The organism is Dyella sp. AD56, assembly GCF_002878475.1.
Lineage (GTDB): Bacteria > Pseudomonadota > Gammaproteobacteria > Xanthomonadales > Rhodanobacteraceae > Dyella.
Genome location: NZ_NRDP01000001.1, coordinates 259,378 through 276,601 on the forward strand (window position 1 = coordinate 259,378; position 17,224 = coordinate 276,601).

A 17,224-nucleotide genomic window follows, 5' to 3' on the forward strand; every position below is an offset into this window, starting at 1 on the left:
AGATGATCAGAAAGCGGTGAGAGTGACGGTATCCAGCACGAAACTACCGTCTGCTTCGATGGCGAAGTGCTGCCGCACCTCCTCAGGCGCCACGGCTTGCAATGCGCGAATGGCATCGATGTGTACGCTCGGTGTTTGAGTGCGAGCGACCCAGTCGGCGAAGCGCAGCGGCAAGCGACGACGGGTGATGCCATCCACACTGAACCCTGCGGCTTCCAACGCGCCGATCCATTCGCTTACCTGATAGTTGCGCACGTGCGAGATATCCCGCAGCAGCTCGAGTGCCTGAAGCCAACTGTCGAGCAGTGCGGATGTTGGCGAGGTCACGTCAATGAAGATTGCGCGTCCGCCCACTTTCAACACGCGCCGCGCTTCGCGCAGGCCGGCGTCCCGATCATGCCAGTGATGCGTGGTGTAGCGCGCCACCACCACATCGAATACGCCGTCTTCGAATGGCAGCCGTTCGGCGGGTGCCGTGTGCACGGTGACATTGTCCAATCCACGCTCGACAGCGGTGCGCCGAACTGCATCGAGCATGTCCGGCGTTACATCGCAGGCCACCACTTCGCGGGCCAGTGGTGCTGCGCGGTAAGTGACATGACCACCACCGCAGCCCAGGTCGAGCACGCGGCCCGGTGCCATGGCGCGCAGCTCGGCCTCGATCTGGTCGAGGTCCGGACCCTGGCGATGGACCTCGCTGCTCACGTAATCCTGCGCGCGGGGTCCGTACTGTTCGGCGACAAAGCGCTGTTGCGGCGTGCTCATGCATTCCTCTCCTGTGGTGTGCTGCGCGCATTGTCCGGATGCCCATGGTCCGGTGTAAGTTGTGCACTTATCCCGGTATGACTGGTACCACCCTGGACACGCCCAACGATCCTCATCGCCTGCTCGGCCAGTTTCTTCGCGCACGCCGCGAAGCGGTGGCGGCAGATGCATTGCTCGGCGAAGGACGCGGGCGACGGCGCACGCCGGGCCTGCGTCGGGAGGAAGTGGCACAGCGCGCCGGCATCAGCACCACCTGGTACACCTGGCTGGAACAGGGGCGCGACGTGGCGCTCTCAGCAGACGCGCTGGCACGACTAGCCGAAGGGCTGGGTCTGTCGGCCGCTGAGCGCACCTACCTGTTTGAGCTGGCGCGTCGCCGCGATCCCTCGCCGCACATGATGGAAGACACAGGCACGGCGGACGAACTGCTACGCGCGGTGGCCGCTCAGCCCATGCCAGCCTATCTGCTGGATCGTCACTGGCGGCGCCGTACTTGGAATGCCCCAGCGGCCAAACTCTTCGCCGCGTGGCGGGAGAGTGGCGAGGACAACCTGTTGCGCTTCGTCTTTCTTGATCCTGCGGCGCGCGAGCTGATCATCGACTGGGAAGATCGCGCGCAACGCGTCGTCGCCGAATTCCGCGCTGACACGGCGCTGTATCCGGACGATGCCATGCTGGCGGAACAGGTGGATGTGCTCCGTCGCGCGAGCCCGCCGTTCGAACGCTACTGGAATGCGCAGGGCGTGCTGGCGCGCGAAGGTGGACGCCGGACGTTCAATCATCCACAGCTTGGCCAGGTGGCGTACACGCAGGTGACGCTGGTGCCGGCTGGCCATATCGATTTCAAACTGGTCCTGCTGCTGCCCGAAGCCAGCACGCCAAACTCTTGATGGAGTGACACCTTATGCGTCTCGGCCTTGCCGCCAACCAGCTTCACCACGCTCATGCCAACGCCGCACTTTTCCGCTGGCTGCATGCGTGCGAAGTGGGCATCCGCGAACTGGATCTGGGGCTGCATGCGGTGGGGCGTACGTACGATGCGATCCATCGGGCGGGCTACCTGGATCGTTATCTGCCGCTGCGCCGCTATCCGTATGGCCGCGAGGGTGGTCTGATGAAACTGGTGGCCGAGGTCGTGGGGCTGGATGGCGATCGTGTGCTCGACGGCGCAATCTATCTGATCGATCCGGTCGATCCGTCGTCGATCTTCCCCGAGGCCATCGCGCTCAAGCGTCAGTGCGTGATCCATGGGAAGCCCTTCATATCTACCGTGGCGACCGCGCGCGATTGGATCGAGGTGGAGCGCATCCACGCAGGCTTCGCGCCGGATGCCGGTGCCGATATCTTTCATGAACTGGAAGCGCAGACGCTCGCGCTCATTGCACACGATGCCATGAAGCCGCAGATGCTCGCCTTTGCTGCCGAGCACTTCGATGTGCTATCGCGCTTCACTCATCGCGTGGGCACCGGCACCACCGGTCAGCGCCTCAACGAGCTGGCGTGGAGTCGCGGTTGGCCGGCAGACAAACCCTGGGTCGAGCGCTACCAGAGCGGCCCGATGGGTGGCGATGCACAGATCGCCGACCTGGTGCTCGAACGTCGCTGCCAGCGCGCGATCTTCTTCGAGGATCCACACGTGGCTCGCCAGCACGAGGCAGACATCCAACTGCTGGAACGCGCGGTGACCACGCGCACCGATGACGCCGTGTGCATGACCTCACCCAAGGTCGCGGCACGCTGGGCCGCGGCCGTGGCGTTGCGTGGAAGGGCCTGACCCTTTGACCGGGTGCATACTGGGTACTGGCCGATCGGTTCGGTTGGTGCCGCTATCGTGAGGAGAGTGACCCCATGTGTGTGATCGCTTTCGCCTGGCAGGCACATCCGCGTTGGCGTCTGCTGTTGATCGGCAACCGCGACGAGTTCCATGCGCGCCCCAGCCTGCCGCTGGCGCGCTGGGAGCAACCAGCGATTGTCGCTGGCAAGGACTTGGAGGCTGGCGGTACCTGGTTGGGCGTAACCGACGATGGCCGTTGCAGCGTGGTGACCAATGTGCGCGATCCGCTTGATCCGCAGCTCGGGCGCTCACGTGGCCTTCTATCGCTCGACTACCTCGCCGGCAATGACGATGCCGTGACCCACGCCAAAGCGCTGCTGGGCGCGGCGGCAGACTATCGCCCGTTCAACCTGCTTACCTTCGATGCGACGCATGCGTTCTATATCGGCAATCGCCCGGATTCGCGCGCGCAGTCGGTGGAGCCCGGCGTGCATGGTCTTTCCAACGCAGACTTCAACACGCCGTGGCCCAAGACACGCGCGCTGAAGCAGCATCTGCGTGAATGGATCGATGCGGGGCACGATGACGAGTTCGCGCCGTTGTTCGCCGCGCTTGCTGATCCGCGAGGCTACCCGGACGATCAGTTGCCTGATACGGGCGTGGGCCTGGAGCGCGAGCGCTGGCTGTCTTCGGCCTTCATTCGTGGTGATCGCTATGGCACGCGAGCGAGCACGGTCGTTGCCATCGGCTACGACGGTCGCGGCGTAGTGGTAGAGCGACGTTTCGGGCCGAACGGTCACGAAGAAGGTGAAACGGCTGTTCCGTTTTCAGCCTGACACTGCAAGCGAATCGTTAGGCGTTTAGTCCCCGGATTTCTCGGGGAACTCGCCTTCCACGTAGAACCAGCGGCCATCTTCGCGCACGAATCGGCTGATCTCATGCATGCGCTGTGCCTTGCCGCCGCCATAGCGCAGGCGCGCCACAAACTCGACCATGGCGCTGTCACCGTCGCTTTCGTGTCGCTTCACCGTCAGGCCCAACCACGTGGGCGCAGGCTGTTGCGTCGCCAGCTTGAGATGCGCCGGGCGAGTGCTGTGGTGCCAGGTGTCGAGCAGGTAGTCCTCGCGTTTCAGTACATAGGCACTGTAACGCGAACGCATCAGTTGCTCCGCCGTGGTGGCCGCGGCGCCGTCATGCAGCAGACCGCAACAACGTGCGTAACCCTCGTTGTTGCCGCAGGGGCAGGGCGTCAGCGTGTCGATGGCTTGTACGTAAGGTCGCATGGCGTGAGTTGGGCGCGGGATGGAGCGCCTCATGGCACGCATCCTGACGCCAACGCGGCGAAAATACCAATGGTTCAGCCGCTCAGCGGGTGCGTTGCCAGATCCGCAAACGATTATTGGCGGGCATGGCGATGTCATCGATCAGGTCGAAACCAACGATCTCTGCCAGCGTATCCACCGCTTCGGCATCACGGATGCGCATATGCACGCCGCGTGCCTGCAACCATTCGTCGAAGGCGGCGTTGCTTTCGCTGGTATAGCGACCGCCGTAGTTGAAGGGGCCGTAGATCGCGAGTTTCGCGCCTGTCTCAGTGATCGCGGCGAGGTGGGCGAATAGCAGCTCCACTTCGTCCCAGCTCATGATGTGCAAGGTGTTGGCGCTGAATACGGCGTCATACGTGCCGGCGGGCCACGCGTCATTTACGTCCAGCGCGAGCGGGGGCGGTGTATTGGGCAGCGCGGCTTCATCCAGCCATTGCCGGATACCGGGCAAGTTCTCTGTGCGATCCGTGCATTGCCACTGCCATTGGGGCATGGCCGCCGCGAAATGCACTGCGTGTTGCCCGGTGCCGCTGCCGATCTCCAGCACCTTGTGCCTATCGGCGAAATGCTCGCGCAACGCTCCCAGAATGGGGTCGCGGTTGCGCTCGCAGGAGGGTGCGCTCGGCTTGTCCACTCAGGCCGGGCGCCCGCGCAACACACGCGCAGGCAGCATCAGCATGGCGCCGAGGAAAGAGAAGACGGCGTTGACGGTGATACCCACGAGTCGGAAGGGCAGCATCAGCAGCCATACAATGGGGTAGAGCACCAACGCTAGCAACGCGAGCGGCCAGCAGAACACCAGCAGCAACACCCAAAGCAGAAAGGCAGCCATGGCCCGATCCTCATGTTGGAAACGGGGCCACTCTACTGCAGCGGCCCAAGCCGGCCCAGATGACTGATTTCACCCCATCGGTTTCACGCCGATCAACCAGCCGTGCAGCCAGAACGCGAATACCGCCCAGAAGACGATGCCGGCCACGAGGGCAATGATGTCGCCCTTAACCGTGCCGGCCGGATACGTGACGCCATCTGCCCGGTCACGACGCCGTGCGCTCACGAAGTCCACTACGGCCCAGACCAGGAAGGCACCGAACAGCACCACGTCGTGCAGCATACCGGTGGCCAATAGATGGCCGAATGCCCAGACCTTCACCCCGGCGAGCATCGGGTGGCCCAGTCTCGCCTTGAAATGATTCGGCGGGACATAGGCGGAGACGACGAGGATGAACGCCAGTAGCGTGAAAAGCGCGTTGAGGTGTCGCAATGCCAGCGGCGGCACGTAGAGCAGTACCGGGTGCTGGCGGGCGAGGCCAAAGCCCACGACGATCAGCACGAAGCCGACGATGGACACCAGCGAATAGAGCCCCTTCCAGCGCATTTCACCGATGCGCTCGCGTTGGCGCGTGCGCCAGCCGTTCGCAAAGATGCGGATGGAGTGGACACCGAGGAACAACACCAGACCGAGGATCAGCAAAGCCATGGGCTCACCTTGGAGGCGGTGGAACCACGTGATGATAAGCGCTATAGCCGTCGCGGTGGTGGAGCTCCGGAGGAGCCACCAGCGCGCGTGGGATTGATCAGCGCCGCCGCAGCATGGCCATCAGTACGGCACTGTTCTCGCCAAGCTGGAACGGGCAGCGATCGGGCAGCCACGCATCGCCAACCTGCAGATCGCCATCAATGGTCGTCACAGACCCCCGCGCAACGTAGATCAGCACGCAATCCGGATCTGGCACATGGCTACCTGCGTCCCGGCAGATGCGCACGTCACCGAGTCCACCGTCGCGCCGCACCATCAGATTGAAGTCGCGCGTGGCACCGCCCGCCATCGTTACGTCCACCTGCGCTTCGCCGGGAAAGGCGAACGGTTCCAGTGGCGTGGTCAGGGCATGTTGCTGCTCGCCATCCAGCGTCATGACGAAGCCTTCGCCATCGAGCAGCACGATGTGGCGATCGATGCCGGGAAAGGTCGAGAACGGCGCGGCGCTGTTCACGTCGGCCACGCTGATGCGCCAAACGAAATCATCACTGCCGGCATCGGTGGGGAAACGTGCCACCTCGCGCGTCACGCCCATGCCGTTTTTCCAGGGCTGGGGCTGCATGTCCGCGGCGCGAATAACGTGGAAGCTCATGCCACTTTCTCGATGACGCGGGTAAACGGGGGCAGGGCCTTGAGCATGCGCTCGCCGTAGCGCTTGAGTACCACACGGCGGTCCAGCAGCACGATGCGACCCTGGTCGGTCTCGGTTCGGATCAGGCGGCCGCAGTACTGCGTGAGCTGTCGCGTCGCCTCCGGCACGGTGACTTCGATGAAAGGGTTGCGGCCGCGCGATTCCAGCCACTCCGCGTACGTCGCGCCGACGGGATCGGTGGGTACGGCGAACGGCAATTGAGTGATCACCACCGTTTCGCACAGCTTGCCCGGCAGGTCCAGGCCTTCGCCAAACGAGGCGAGGCCGAACAGCGTGCTGCCTTTGCCTGCTTCAACGTCGGCAATATGTTCGGCGACCAGTTGCGCCTTGCCTAACGAACCCTGCGCGCGCACTTTGCGCACATATTCGATGGGGAGCTTCTGCAGCACCCTGTCGAGCTTGACGCGAGAGGTGAACAGCACGAGGTTGCCGGCATTCCAGTCGAGATGCTCGGCCAGCCAGTCGCAGACCTCCTGCACATGTTCCTCGCGTGCATCCGGCAGGGCACGCATGGCGGGCACTTCCAGCCGTGCCTGTGCGGCGAGGTCGAACGGTGAAGGCAGGCTTAGCGTTACCGAGTCGTCGGGCAGGCCCACGGCGTCGGCGAAACCGCGAAAGTTGCCGCCCGCGCTCAACGTGGCCGACGTCATCACGACGGCGCTGGCGTTGCCCCACAGAATGCTGCGCAGTAGCCCGCCCGCGGATACCGACGAGGCGTGGCAGATCAATTGCTGGTCACCGCCCAGCGTGACCCAGCGTGCGAGCGGCGGTGCGTTGTCGCCATCGGTGGCGGACCACGCCCGCCACGTACGCACCTGTCGATCGATGCGTTCCAGCGCCATACCCAGTTCGCGCGAAAGTGCTTCGTGGGTGGGGCCGGCTTCAGTCATTTCCAGCACGGCGCGACGCACCGCGCCGACCCAGCGTTCGACCTCGCCGGTGAACACATAAAGCGCGCGCGCGTGCTCCACCCAGGCCTCCGGCAACTGGCCCAGCGAGCCGCGATACATCGGCTCTTGGTCGTTAGGTGCAGGCAGCCAGCTGAGGCGAATTTCTCTTTCGAGTTCTTCGAGCGAGTTGCTGAGTTCCTGTAGCTTCTGGTCGCCCGCGTCGAGCGAAAGCTTGCCGATCACTTCTTTGTCGGTGAGTGAATAGGCCGCGTGGATCTGACGGCCGAGCCGGCTCAACTGACGCACCGCGACGTTCATGTACACCTCGGCCGCACCGCGGTCGATCGCCTTCGACGGCACGTGGTGGCCTTCATCGAAGATGTACAGCGTTTCGTCCGGCTTGGGCAGGATCACGCCGCCGAAGCCTTCTTCCTCGCGCGGCATGGTGAGGTCGGCCAGCACCAGGTCCTGGTTCGCCACGATGATGTCGGCGTCGCCAACGGCGCGGCGCGCGGCGAAGAACGGGCATTGCATGAAATGCGCGCACTTGCGGCTGGTGCAGCCACCGGCGCTGGTGGTGATCATGGGGCGCAGCACGTCGCTGACCGGCTCGGGCGCGGTATCGATGTCGCCGTCCCACTCGCGACGGTCGAACAGGTCCATCAGCTTGGACAGCGCCTTTTTGTCGCGCTCCTGCGGTGGCTTGGTCCACAACGCCAGATCAGCGTCGAAGCCCAGGCCCATCTGCGATGTCTCATCGAGGCTGTTGCTCGCCATGGCGAGATTGCGCGGGCACAGATATCGGCCGCGTCCCTTCGCCAGCGCCACCTTGGCCTCGGTGCCGTTGAGCTTGAGATAAAGCGGGATATCGCGCTGGACCAATTGCTCTTGCAGAGCCACGGTGGCGGTGGCGATCAGCAGCTTCTTCTTCTGCGCGCGTGCTACCTCGACACCCGCGATGAGGTACGCCATCGATTTGCCGGTACCCGTGGGGGCCTCGATCACCGCCGAGCCACCTTCCTGCGCGAGCGCCTTGGCCACCTCGGCGATCATCTTTCCCTGCGACGCGCGCGCACGAAAGCCCGGCAGGCCTTCCTTGAGGCGCGTATAGGCGGCACGGATCGCGTCTTTGGTGGTATCGGTCAGCATGGAGCGGATGGGGCGCGAGTCGTCGCGTCAGTAGACCATTCTCGCATGCCTGCTGGCCCAGGGGCGTCCGTTCTGGACGATCGAGGCCAAGCCCTTGAGCAGGGGACAAAAAAAGCGGATGGCAAGGCCATCCGCCGAAATCCCTACTCCAAGCTTGCTGAAAACCCCGACGAACCCCGGCAGCTGAATACTCAACGCCTATCCCCGAATTCGTCGCGCGCGTCACCGCGGGCCCATACAACATTCCATGCGCATGTGGGGCGAGAGATATTGTTGCCGGAACGCATGACTGCGGCTATCGGATCGCTCTGAGTTGCGTGGCCGCGGTAGGGATAGCAGTGAACTTCTTTGGTCGAGCGTTTGGGCGACAACCTGATCGGAAGAAGACGACAGAATCGCGCCGTGACAATAGGTAATCTGGTTTTGCCTCCAGACTTCATCCCCATGCGTCGTGGGTGGCACGGGGCCAAGATCCTCCCCTTGAACTTGGCCCTTTCCCTTGAAACGCCCCCGAAAGGGGGGCGTTTCTTCTATTGGCGGACTCGCGCCAACGTTCGGTTTTGGCCGTCTAATTGCCGATGGGGCCGCACCAGCCAGGTAGGTATTTGGCTTGCTGGCTTCGCGCCAGCTTGTAGGCTTCTTTCATGGCAGCGTTGAAATCCTTCTCAAGTCGCGACCGCTTCACTTGTCCACGAAGGAAATCCGCCCAGAGGAACTCGCTAAAGGGCGTGGCATCCTTCGCGTAGCCGCCGATGCGTCGCAGTTCGCCGGCCGCGCTGCGGTAGGGATCGTCCACCAACTGCTCAACGGATCGCGGGATTTCGTCGTAACCGCGTCGCTTGCCCTTGGCATCGTAGGGATAAACCCAGGCGTGGTGATCCAGGAAAGTCCAGAACGCATCCTGGCTGAGTGTGCTGAGATCGGCCACCGTCACCACGAAGACGTGTTCGCAGCCTTCCTCCAGCAGTGCGCGCGCCAGATGGTGGTGATCGATGATGTAGTCGCGCTGCTTGGGGCCGTGAATAACCGGGATCATGTGGTGGCCGAGGTAACCCACCTTCTCTTTGTCCGGAAGCTGGCGCCAGTGCGCGCGTTTTTCCTTCACCTCATGCATGCCGACCGTGATCTGGGTGGGCCGTAGCTTCTTGATCGCGACGGGCTTGAGCACGGGTTCTCGAATGGACCACATGGAAACGCTCCTCGACGGTTGTACATAGCGTGTACGGGTAGTGCGATTGTGTGGGCTCTGACGAGCTCCCGACTGAGGCTACACCATGGCGTGCAGCGGCTGATGGTGTCGGGTGACGTGAAGGAATCGATGGGTACAGCCGCGCATGTTCATGCGGGGCGCCTGCATGCAGGCAAAGAAAAGGCCGGCGAAAGCCGGCCTTTTATGCAAAAAAGAAGGGCCGGCAATGCCGGCCCTTCCACCCCAAGTCTCCGGGCTGCCACCCAGGATCAGAAGTTGTAGTTGAAGCCTGCGTAGTAGGCGCGGCCGATGGCGTCGTAGATGCCACTGGATGCACCCGAACCGAACAGGTTCACCGGCGGATCGCGGTCGAACACGTTGGTGATGCCCGCATACGCCTGCCAGCCGCTCTTCCCGAAGGTGTAGCTCGCCTTCGCGTCGTTGAAGAAGCCGGCACCCGCCCTGATCGGCGTGGTCTGGTACGGATTGGACTCATAGCTCTCGTTGCTCACGCGCAGCATCGAGGAGAAGTAGCGCATGTTCCAATTGAACAGCCAGTTGTTCAGCGAGTAATTCGCGCGCAGCGAGCCCTTCCACTTCGGGAACGCACCACTGAGGGTGGTGGTGCCGTTGTACTGGACGGTGTTGCTCGGATCGTCCTGGAACGGATGCTCGGTGTAGGCGATGACCTTGGTCACGTCCAGGTTGAGGCCCAACTTGCCCGCACCGATTTCGTGCGAGTAGTAGGTGCCGAGGTCAATACCCGAGGTGCTGAGCGCGGAAATGTTCTGGTTGATCGAGTTGATGAAGTTCAACTCGTGATCCGGACCACGCAGAGCATTGGTGCAGTACACGTTGTTGATGCCGGTGGTGGAATCAACACAGTGGTTGGCAATGTCCGTGCCGCTGGGCGCGCTGATGGCGTCGGTCAGCTTGATGTTCCAATAGTCGAGGGTCAGACCAAACCCTGTCAGGAACTCCGGCGTGAAGACGAGACCGCCGGTCCACGTGCGGCCCTGCTCCGGCTTCAGATCCGGGTTGCTGCCCGAAATGCCGCCGATCGTGGCCGTGTTGGTGGACGTCCATTTGGGCGGGATACCCAGCGCCAAGCAATTGGCGGTACGAACGGCCTCGCTCGGCGCATTCTTCAACTGCTTCTGCGAGCACGGGTCGACGATGGTGAAGTAGTTCTGCGACTGGCCGCCGAACAACTCGCCGATGTTCGGTGCGCGCACGGCGCTGGACACGGTGCCACGCAGGCGGATGTTGCCGTCGATGGCCCAGTCCAGGCCCCAGCGCCACGCCTTGGTGTGGCCGATGGTGCTGTAGTCGGAGAAGCGAGCAGCGGCGTCAAACGTCAGGTTCTGTGCGAACGGACGACCCGACAGCAACGGCATGGCCGTCTCGATATAGCCTTCCTTGACGTTGTACGCGCCGCTGGACGGCGGAATCGCGTTGAGGAAGGTCAGGCCGGCCACATCCAACGGGTCGGTGATCTGACGGCTGCTTTCACGACGGAATTCCACGCCCGTCGCAAGGCTGGCAGCGCCTGCCTCGAACGGCATCTGGAACAAGTTGTTGTTGGTCACCGTACCGCCACCCACGAACTGGGTCAGGCGAGATGTGGTGGTGGTGGTGGTGTTGAACCACTGCGCCGCCTTCGGGTTGATTGCGCCCGCACCGAAGATGCTGGTCGGCACGCAGCCGCCGCCCAGGGCAATCGGGTCGAGCACGCCGCCGGCGTTGGGGTTCACCGAATTGGGATTGAGGGTCGAACGGCAGACGATATTGCCGTTGGTGTCCTTGACCGCATCGATCGAGGCATTGAAACGATCTCTGATGCGGTTGTTGAGGTTGTGACGGGTTTCGTCCGTCCAACCGTAGACCAGGGAGGTGTCGTATTCCCAGTCACCCGTGATCACACCATTGGCACCGATGACGCCGCGCGTGGTGTTGCGCTTGGTGTCTTCACCGCGCAAGCCAGCATCGAGGTCGAAGCGTGCAACCTTGATCGACTTGAGGTTGTTCGCATCCATGACGGCCGCCAACGACGGGGTCATGTAGGCGTTGTCACGGGTGATGGTGTACGCGCTGGCGCCGCTACCAAAGGCCGGCTGGCCGGACTTGGTCACGTCGACATGGCTGTAGGTGCCTTCGGCATACAGGTGCTGTTCGGGCGTGATGTCGAACGACGCGACGCTGCTGATCGTGGTGCGCTTGTACTTCGGCTGCAGCTGCAGCACCTGGTTCGCATCGAGACGGTCACAGTCGTTGCAGCGGCCGGTGTTGTCATACGGGCCGCCAAAGTACTGGTGGCGTACCGAGCCATCCGGATTGAACACGTAGCGCTTGTTGATAGCGGTCGAGCTGCCGGTGGAGAACGTGCCGGCGGCTACGTTGGTGTAGCCACCAGCGTTGTTGTACAGCGCTGAATCGTACGGACCGTCCGGGGTCAGGATGGACGCATAGGACTTGTTGCCGAAGCGGTCCGGGAACATGAGCTCGTCCTGCTCGGAGTGCTCCACCGAGGCAGCGATGTTGCCGCGGTTGTTGGCGAAGTTCATGCCGCCGGTAAGCGAGACGATGCCCTTGTTGAAATTACCGTGCTCGGAGCTGCCGAACTGGGCGTGCAGGTTGGCGCCCTGGTAGTTCTTCTTCAGAATGAAGTTGACCACGCCGGTCACTGCGTCGGCGCCGTATACGGCCGATGCGCCACCGGTGATGATTTCCACGCGCTCGACCCAGTCGGCGGGGATCAGATTGGTGTCCACCGCGGTGTCGCCCGCGCTGGCGCCGACGAAGCGGCGACCGTTCACCAGCACCAGCGTGCGGCTGGTGCCGAGGTTGCGCAGATCCTGAAACGATACGCCGGCCGTACCGATGTAGCGGGTGGAGTTGCCCATGGTGAACGTGGTTGCCAACTGCGGCAGCGTCGTCAGGATATCGCCGATATTGACGGCGCCCGTGGCCTTGATCTCGGCCGCCGTCAGCACGCTGACGGGCGTGGGCGAGATCACGTTCGGGTTGGAGATGCGTGAACCGGTGACGGTCACGGTTTCGAGATTGGCCGCCTTCTTGGCGTCGGCTGCGCCGGTATCGGCATTATCTTGCGCCATGGCCGGGCCAGCGAGTGCTGCCAAGCATGCCAGTGCGAGCAAATTACGGGTGTACGACAGAGTGAGTTTCATAGACCGCCTCCCTACGGTTGGGTCTTTTTTGGCGCTGACGCCCTGCAACGTCCCCGGTTGCCGGGTAAACAAGCATCAGCTTGAGGTTCGCAACTTGCTACGTCTTTGTTAGCAAGTTGTTGCGATAAGATCACAAGTAACTTACGCAAAGCTGACGAAATCAGCTTTTTCTTACGAATATAGGTCGAAGGTCATGGGCCTCGGCGGACGTGATCCACGCGCGCGGCACCGCACGAACGCGGCGATTTTTCGCCTAAGCGGCCGATATCAAAGGATTATGTCCGTGCCGGGAGGAGGGCGCGGAGGGCCTGGGGTCAGATCACCAAGGCATGTCAACGGGACGTGTTGATGTCCTTGGCGACTGCTTCCGCGACACGAATACCGTCGACGGCTGCGGAGAGGATGCCGCCCGCATAGCCTGCGCCTTCGCCGGCGGGGAAGAGGCCGCGCGTGTTGAGGCTCTGATAGTCCTCGCCCCGGCGGATGCGCACCGGCGAGGACGTACGGGTTTCCACGCCGGTCAGCACGGCATCGTGCATGGCGAAACCCTTGATCTGGCGCTCGAAGGCGGGAAGCGCCTCGCGGATCGCCTCGATGGCGTAGTCGGGCAGGGCGGGGGCGAGGTCGGTGAGATGCACGCCCGGTTTGTACGAGGGTTGCACGTTGCCGAACCCGGTGGATGCTTTGCCCTTGATGAAATCGCCCACCAATTGCCCCGGTGCGCTGTAGTCGCGGCCACCCAGTTCGTACGCGCGCGATTCGAGCGCACGCTGCAACGCGATGCCAGCCAAGGGGCTTCCGCTGTCGTCAAAGGCAGCGAAGTCCTTGGGCTCGATGCCGACCACGATGGCCGCGTTCGCGTTGCGTTCGTTGCGCGAGTACTGGCTCATGCCGTTGGTGACGACGCGTTCGGGCTCCGATGCAGCCGCGACCACGGTGCCGCCAGGGCACATGCAGAAGCTGTACACCGAGCGACCATTCTTGCAGTGGTGCACCAGCTTGTAGTCGGCGGCACCGAGCATGGGATGTCCGGCCTGCGGGCCGAAGCGCGCCTGATCGACGATCGACTGCGGGTGCTCGACGCGGAAGCCAATGGAGAACGGCTTGGCCTCCATGTAGACGCCGCGGTCGTGCAGCATGAAAAACGTGTCACGGGCGCTGTGACCCACGGCGAGTACCACGTGATCGCTCAACAACTGCTCGCCGTTGGACAGCACCACGCCGCGCAACTGCCGCGTACCGTCGGCGGCGGTGTCGACCAGCAGATCGTCCACGCGCTCGCTGAAGCGGATCTCGCCGCCTAGGGATTGGATAGTCTCGCGCATGGTTTCCACCATCGACACAAGGCGGAAAGTACCGATGTGCGGCTTGCTGACGTAGAGGATTTCCTCCGGCGCGCCAGCCTTTACGAACTCGGTGAGTACCTTGCGGCCGTGATGATGCGGGTCGGAGATCTGGCTGTGCAGCTTGCCGTCGGAGAACGTGCCTGCGCCGCCCTCACCGAACTGCACATTGGATTCGGGTTCGAGCTGGCGCTTGCGCCACAGGCCCCAGGTGTCCACGGTTCGCTCGCGTACCGCCTTGCCACGGTCGAGGATGATCGGCCGGTAGCCCATCTGCGCCAGTAGCAGGCCTGCGAACAGGCCGCAGGGGCCGAAGCCGATCACAATGGGGCGTTGCTTCAGATCCTGCGGTGCTTGCGCCACGAAGTGGTAGCTGGTGTCCGGCGTGGGCTGCACATGCTTGTCATCGGCGTGGCGATGGAGGACATCGGCCTCGTCGGCCACCTCCACGTCCAGCGTGTAGATGAGCAGGATGCCGCCGCGCTTGCGTGCGTCATAGCCGCGGCGGAACACGCTAAAGCCGCGCAGGCTGTCCTTGCCCAGCCCCAGCTTCGCGCGGACGGCAGCCTCAAGGGCGCCGTCGGCGTGGTCCAGCGGGAGCTTGATATCGGTCAGTCGGATCATGCGGCAGGGCGGTCAAGGGCGGCGGCCGGGTATTTTCGCATGCCAGGGCCGCCCCAGGCGCCTTACCCGCAGGGGCTCATCGGGTGAGCCCTCAGGCTTCGGCCGCGATCTGCCGCAGCGTCTGCTCGAACACGTCCGCCGGCTGGCCGCCCTGGATCAGGTAGCGGTCGTTGACGATCACCGAGGGCACCGCACGGATGCCCTGTGCCTGGTAGAACTGCTCCTGCGCGCGCACGTCCTGCGCATAACGGTTCTCGTCCAGTACGTGCCGCGCCTCGATGGCGTCCAGCCCCACAGAGGCGGCCACGTCCACCAATACATCGCGCGAGCTGACATCGCGGCCCTGCGTGAAGTAGGCCGCCAGCAGGGCTTGCTTGAGTTCGACCTGGCTGCCTTTCAGGGCGGCCCAATGCAGCAGGCGGTGCGCATCGAACGTGTTCACGATGCGACTGCGCTTATTCATGTCAAAGGTGAAGCCCAGGGCGGCGCCGCGATCGCGGATGGCCTCCTGGTTCTGGCGCATCTGCTCCGGCGTGCTGCCGTACTTGCGCGCCAGATGCTCGCCGATGTCTTCGCCCTCGGGCGCCATCTGCGGGTTCAGCTCGAACGGCTGAAAGTGCAGTTCCACTGTGACGTCATCGCCCAGCTTCTCTAGCGCCTGTTCCAGCGATTTGAGGCCAATGGCGCACCAGGGGCACACCACGTCCGAGACGAAGTCGATCTTGATGGGCGTGGGGGCGGTCATGACGTTGGCTCCGGGCAATTGAACTCCCACTAGTGGGAGCGGAAGACCCCGGTATCAAGTACCGCGCCGCGCTTGAGAAGCCCCGTCATTCCTGCGTTCAGCGGAATGACGGGCTTCGCGCCAGTGACGCTTACGGCTTGCCGATAAAGTCGGGCTTGCCCAGGTCCGCGCCGGCCTCACGCAGGATCGCGTAGGCGGTGGTGCAGTGGAAGAACAGATTGGGGATCACGAAGTGCAGCAGATAGCCCTCGCCCTCGAAATGCTGCTCGCCGCTGCGGGTCTTGATTGTCACCGCGCGCGTCTCACTGCCATCGATCTGGTCGACCTTGAAACTCTTGATGTAATCGATGGCGCGCTCAACGCGAGCGTGCAGTTCAGCAAAGCTGGTTTCGTTGTCTTCAAACTTCAGCGGATCCACGCCGGCGAGGCGGGCGCAACCGTTCTTGGCCATGTCGGTGGCGATCTGCACCTGACGCGTCAGCGGCAGCATGTCCACCGTCAGGCGTCCCTGCAGCAACAAGGTGGATTCGTACTTGCGCGCCTCCGCGTGCGCCTCGCCCTTGCGCAGCACGTGCTGCAGGTTCTGCAAGGCACGCAGGAAGACAGGAACGGACGCCTGGTACATCGACAAAGTCATGGGGATTGCTCCGGTGGTTCGGTGGGGGTAATGGCAGCTTGCAATGGGACGACCGAGGACGGTTCACCCGGAATGGTGTTCGGCACGGGCGCGGCGGCCCTGGCGAGGTCTTGCACCTGTCGCGTCGCGCGCATGGCGATGTACGCGCCGATGGCAAGCAGCACGGCAGACAGTACGAAAGCCAGTCCCGGCAGATGGAACGGCGAGGCCGGCGAGATCGAGAACGAGAACACCTGCGCGAACAGGAACGGGCCAAAGATGCCCGCGAAGCTCTGCAAGCTGGCAATCGCGCCCTGCAGGCGGCCTTGTTCGTGTGGATCCACCTCGTGCGTCATCAGCGATTGGATGGGTGGCTGCGACAGCCCCCATAGCGCCATCAGCGGGATGCCCAGCAGGAACACTGCTCCGGTGTTGGCCAGGCCCATCACCAGGAACGAGCCGATGCCAAACACCATGCCGCCCAGCATCAAGCGACGTTCGCCGAAAATGGGTGCGAGCTTGCGTGTGAGCACCGCTTGCACCAGGCCATCGCAGGCACCCACCAGCATCAGCACGTAGCCCACGGCGCGTGGACCCCACTGGTAGCGGTAGTCCGCGTACAGCACAAAAGTGGTCTGCAACACGTAGTGCGACAGAAACACCAGGAACATCACCACCGCCAGTCGCAGCACCAGTGGATAGCGCATGAGCAGTTTGAGCGAACCCAGCGGATGCGCGCTGTGGATCTCGAACTTGGGCGTACGGCGTTCCTTGGGCAGGGACTCCGGCAGCACGAACAGGCCATACAGGAAATTGCACGCCGCCAGTCCACCCGCCACCCAGAACGGCAGGCGCAGATGGATGTCACCGAGGAGGCCGCCAAGGCCAGGGCCGATGATGAAACCCAGGCCGAACGCGCTGCCGAGGATGCCGTAGGCAGCAGCGCGCTTTTCCTTGGGCGTGATGTCCGCGATGTACGCATTCGCGGTGGTGAAGCTCGCCGCCGTCATGCCCAGCACCACGCGGGCGACAAACAGCAACCACAACGTCGGCGCCAGGGCCAGCACGAAGAAATCGATCGCAAGCCCCGCGTTGGAAATCAGGATCACCGGCCGGCGCCCGAAGCGGTCGGACAGTGCCCCCTGTATCGGCGAGAAAGCGAACTGCACGATGGCGAACACCGTGCTGAACACCCCCACCCACCATGCCGCGTTGGAGATGCCGCCACCGGCGAGTTGCTCGATCAGGTGCGGCAACACCGGGATGACAATCCCGAATGCCAGCATGTCCAGCACGACGGTAACGAAGATGAACGCCAAGGCGGCTCGGCGACGGGGATGGAGCTCGGATTGGGTTGTCTGATCCATGGACGTGACCGACGGCAAGAGGCGCACGATAGCCGATCGCAGGGGACGTTGTGTGTG

The 17,224-nt window shown here is 63.3% G+C and carries 16 protein-coding genes; 3 read left to right on the forward strand and 13 right to left on the reverse strand.

Features of this window, described 5'->3' with window-relative positions; all coding sequences use genetic code 11:
* Positions 1–6 precede the first annotated feature (6 nt).
* The gene (locus DyAD56_RS01150) at positions 7–765 is read right to left on the reverse strand and encodes a methyltransferase domain-containing protein (protein WP_102300893.1); all 759 of its coding nucleotides are present in this window, start codon (positions 763–765) and stop codon (positions 7–9) included.
* Between the two features lie 77 nt (positions 766–842).
* Between DyAD56_RS01150 and DyAD56_RS01155 the strand changes: the two genes are divergently transcribed.
* The 3 genes from DyAD56_RS01155 to DyAD56_RS01165 all read left to right on the forward strand — a co-directional run bounded on the left by DyAD56_RS01155 (position 843) and on the right by DyAD56_RS01165 (position 3,375).
* The gene (locus tag DyAD56_RS01155; RefSeq protein ID WP_199178854.1) at positions 843–1,655 is read left to right on the forward strand and encodes a helix-turn-helix transcriptional regulator; all 813 of its coding nucleotides are present in this window, start codon (positions 843–845) and stop codon (positions 1,653–1,655) included.
* 14 nt (positions 1,656–1,669) lie between these two features.
* Complete coding sequence (locus DyAD56_RS01160) at positions 1,670–2,539, forward strand: methylglyoxal synthase (protein WP_102300895.1); 870 nt, start codon at positions 1,670–1,672, stop codon at positions 2,537–2,539.
* Positions 2,540–2,613: 74 nt separating this feature from the next.
* Positions 2,614–3,375, forward strand: a complete 762-nt coding sequence (locus tag DyAD56_RS01165) for an NRDE family protein (protein ID WP_102300896.1) — start codon at positions 2,614–2,616, stop codon at positions 3,373–3,375.
* Positions 3,376–3,399: 24 nt separating this feature from the next.
* On the opposite strand, the gene DyAD56_RS01170 is transcribed toward DyAD56_RS01165, so the two are convergent.
* The 12 genes from DyAD56_RS01170 to DyAD56_RS01225 form a co-directional block, all read right to left on the reverse strand.
* Positions 3,400–3,822 (reverse strand): YchJ family metal-binding protein, encoded by a 423-nt coding sequence (locus DyAD56_RS01170; RefSeq protein ID WP_102300897.1) that lies wholly within the window; start codon positions 3,820–3,822, stop codon positions 3,400–3,402.
* Positions 3,823–3,904: 82 nt separating this feature from the next.
* The gene (locus tag DyAD56_RS01175) at positions 3,905–4,498 is read right to left on the reverse strand and encodes a DUF938 domain-containing protein (protein WP_102300898.1); all 594 of its coding nucleotides are present in this window, start codon (positions 4,496–4,498) and stop codon (positions 3,905–3,907) included.
* A complete protein-coding gene (locus DyAD56_RS01180) occupies positions 4,499–4,696 on the reverse strand; it encodes a hypothetical protein (RefSeq protein ID WP_102300899.1) in 198 nt (65 codons plus the stop codon). It lies immediately after the preceding gene.
* A 69-nt stretch (positions 4,697–4,765) separates the two neighbouring features.
* Positions 4,766–5,344 (reverse strand): NnrU family protein, encoded by a 579-nt coding sequence (locus DyAD56_RS01185; RefSeq protein WP_102300900.1) that lies wholly within the window; start codon positions 5,342–5,344, stop codon positions 4,766–4,768.
* 97 nt (positions 5,345–5,441) lie between these two features.
* On the reverse strand, positions 5,442–5,996 hold the full coding sequence (locus tag DyAD56_RS01190) for a HutD family protein (protein ID WP_102300901.1): 555 nt from the start codon (positions 5,994–5,996) through the stop codon (positions 5,442–5,444).
* The gene (gene dinG / locus DyAD56_RS01195; RefSeq protein ID WP_102300902.1) at positions 5,993–8,095 is read right to left on the reverse strand and encodes an ATP-dependent DNA helicase DinG; all 2,103 of its coding nucleotides are present in this window, start codon (positions 8,093–8,095) and stop codon (positions 5,993–5,995) included. The genes DyAD56_RS01190 and dinG overlap by 4 nt, the downstream gene beginning before the upstream one ends.
* A 568-nt stretch (positions 8,096–8,663) precedes the next feature.
* Entirely contained in the window at positions 8,664–9,284 is a 621-nt protein-coding gene (locus tag DyAD56_RS01200) for a ParB-like protein (RefSeq protein ID WP_102300903.1), read from the reverse strand.
* A 269-nt stretch (positions 9,285–9,553) separates the two neighbouring features.
* Positions 9,554–12,472 (reverse strand): TonB-dependent receptor, encoded by a 2,919-nt coding sequence (locus tag DyAD56_RS01205; protein WP_102300904.1) that lies wholly within the window; start codon positions 12,470–12,472, stop codon positions 9,554–9,556.
* A gap of 332 nt (positions 12,473–12,804) precedes the next feature.
* The gene (locus DyAD56_RS01210) at positions 12,805–14,439 is read right to left on the reverse strand and encodes an NAD(P)/FAD-dependent oxidoreductase (RefSeq protein WP_102300905.1); all 1,635 of its coding nucleotides are present in this window, start codon (positions 14,437–14,439) and stop codon (positions 12,805–12,807) included.
* 91 nt (positions 14,440–14,530) lie between these two features.
* Entirely contained in the window at positions 14,531–15,184 is a 654-nt protein-coding gene (locus DyAD56_RS01215) for a DsbA family oxidoreductase (RefSeq protein ID WP_102300906.1), read from the reverse strand.
* A 130-nt stretch (positions 15,185–15,314) separates the two neighbouring features.
* Positions 15,315–15,821, reverse strand: a complete 507-nt coding sequence (locus DyAD56_RS01220) for a DUF1993 domain-containing protein (RefSeq protein ID WP_102300907.1) — start codon at positions 15,819–15,821, stop codon at positions 15,315–15,317.
* Positions 15,818–17,167 (reverse strand): TCR/Tet family MFS transporter, encoded by a 1,350-nt coding sequence (locus tag DyAD56_RS01225; protein ID WP_102300908.1) that lies wholly within the window; start codon positions 17,165–17,167, stop codon positions 15,818–15,820. The genes DyAD56_RS01220 and DyAD56_RS01225 overlap by 4 nt, the downstream gene beginning before the upstream one ends.
* Between the last annotated feature and the right edge of the window lie 57 nt (positions 17,168–17,224).

Bases quoted from the DNA above. Each gene is read 5' to 3' on its own strand.
- DyAD56_RS01170 (WP_102300897.1), bottom strand. From the start codon at position 3,822: ATGCGACCTTACGTACAAGCCATCGACACGCTGACGCCCTGCCCCTGC.
- DyAD56_RS01190 (WP_102300901.1), bottom strand. From the start codon at position 5,996: ATGAGCTTCCACGTTATTCGCGCCGCGGACATGCAGCCCCAGCCCTGG.
- DyAD56_RS01205 (WP_102300904.1), bottom strand. From the start codon at position 12,472: ATGAAACTCACTCTGTCGTACACCCGTAATTTGCTCGCACTGGCATGC.
- DyAD56_RS01210 (WP_102300905.1), bottom strand. From the start codon at position 14,439: ATGATCCGACTGACCGATATCAAGCTCCCGCTGGACCACGCCGACGGC.
- DyAD56_RS01200 (WP_102300903.1), bottom strand. From the start codon at position 9,284: ATGTGGTCCATTCGAGAACCCGTGCTCAAGCCCGTCGCGATCAAGAAG.
- DyAD56_RS01225 (WP_102300908.1), bottom strand. From the start codon at position 17,167: ATGGATCAGACAACCCAATCCGAGCTCCATCCCCGTCGCCGAGCCGCC.
- DyAD56_RS01160 (WP_102300895.1), top strand. From the start codon at position 1,670: ATGCGTCTCGGCCTTGCCGCCAACCAGCTTCACCACGCTCATGCCAAC.
- DyAD56_RS01185 (WP_102300900.1), bottom strand. From the start codon at position 5,344: ATGGCTTTGCTGATCCTCGGTCTGGTGTTGTTCCTCGGTGTCCACTCC.
- dinG (WP_102300902.1), bottom strand. From the start codon at position 8,095: ATGCTGACCGATACCACCAAAGACGCGATCCGTGCCGCCTATACGCGC.
- DyAD56_RS01180 (WP_102300899.1), bottom strand. From the start codon at position 4,696: ATGGCTGCCTTTCTGCTTTGGGTGTTGCTGCTGGTGTTCTGCTGGCCG.
- DyAD56_RS01165 (WP_102300896.1), top strand. From the start codon at position 2,614: ATGTGTGTGATCGCTTTCGCCTGGCAGGCACATCCGCGTTGGCGTCTG.
- DyAD56_RS01215 (WP_102300906.1), bottom strand. From the start codon at position 15,184: ATGACCGCCCCCACGCCCATCAAGATCGACTTCGTCTCGGACGTGGTG.
- DyAD56_RS01150 (WP_102300893.1), bottom strand. From the start codon at position 765: ATGAGCACGCCGCAACAGCGCTTTGTCGCCGAACAGTACGGACCCCGC.
- DyAD56_RS01220 (WP_102300907.1), bottom strand. From the start codon at position 15,821: ATGACTTTGTCGATGTACCAGGCGTCCGTTCCTGTCTTCCTGCGTGCC.
- DyAD56_RS01155 (WP_199178854.1), top strand. From the start codon at position 843: ATGACTGGTACCACCCTGGACACGCCCAACGATCCTCATCGCCTGCTC.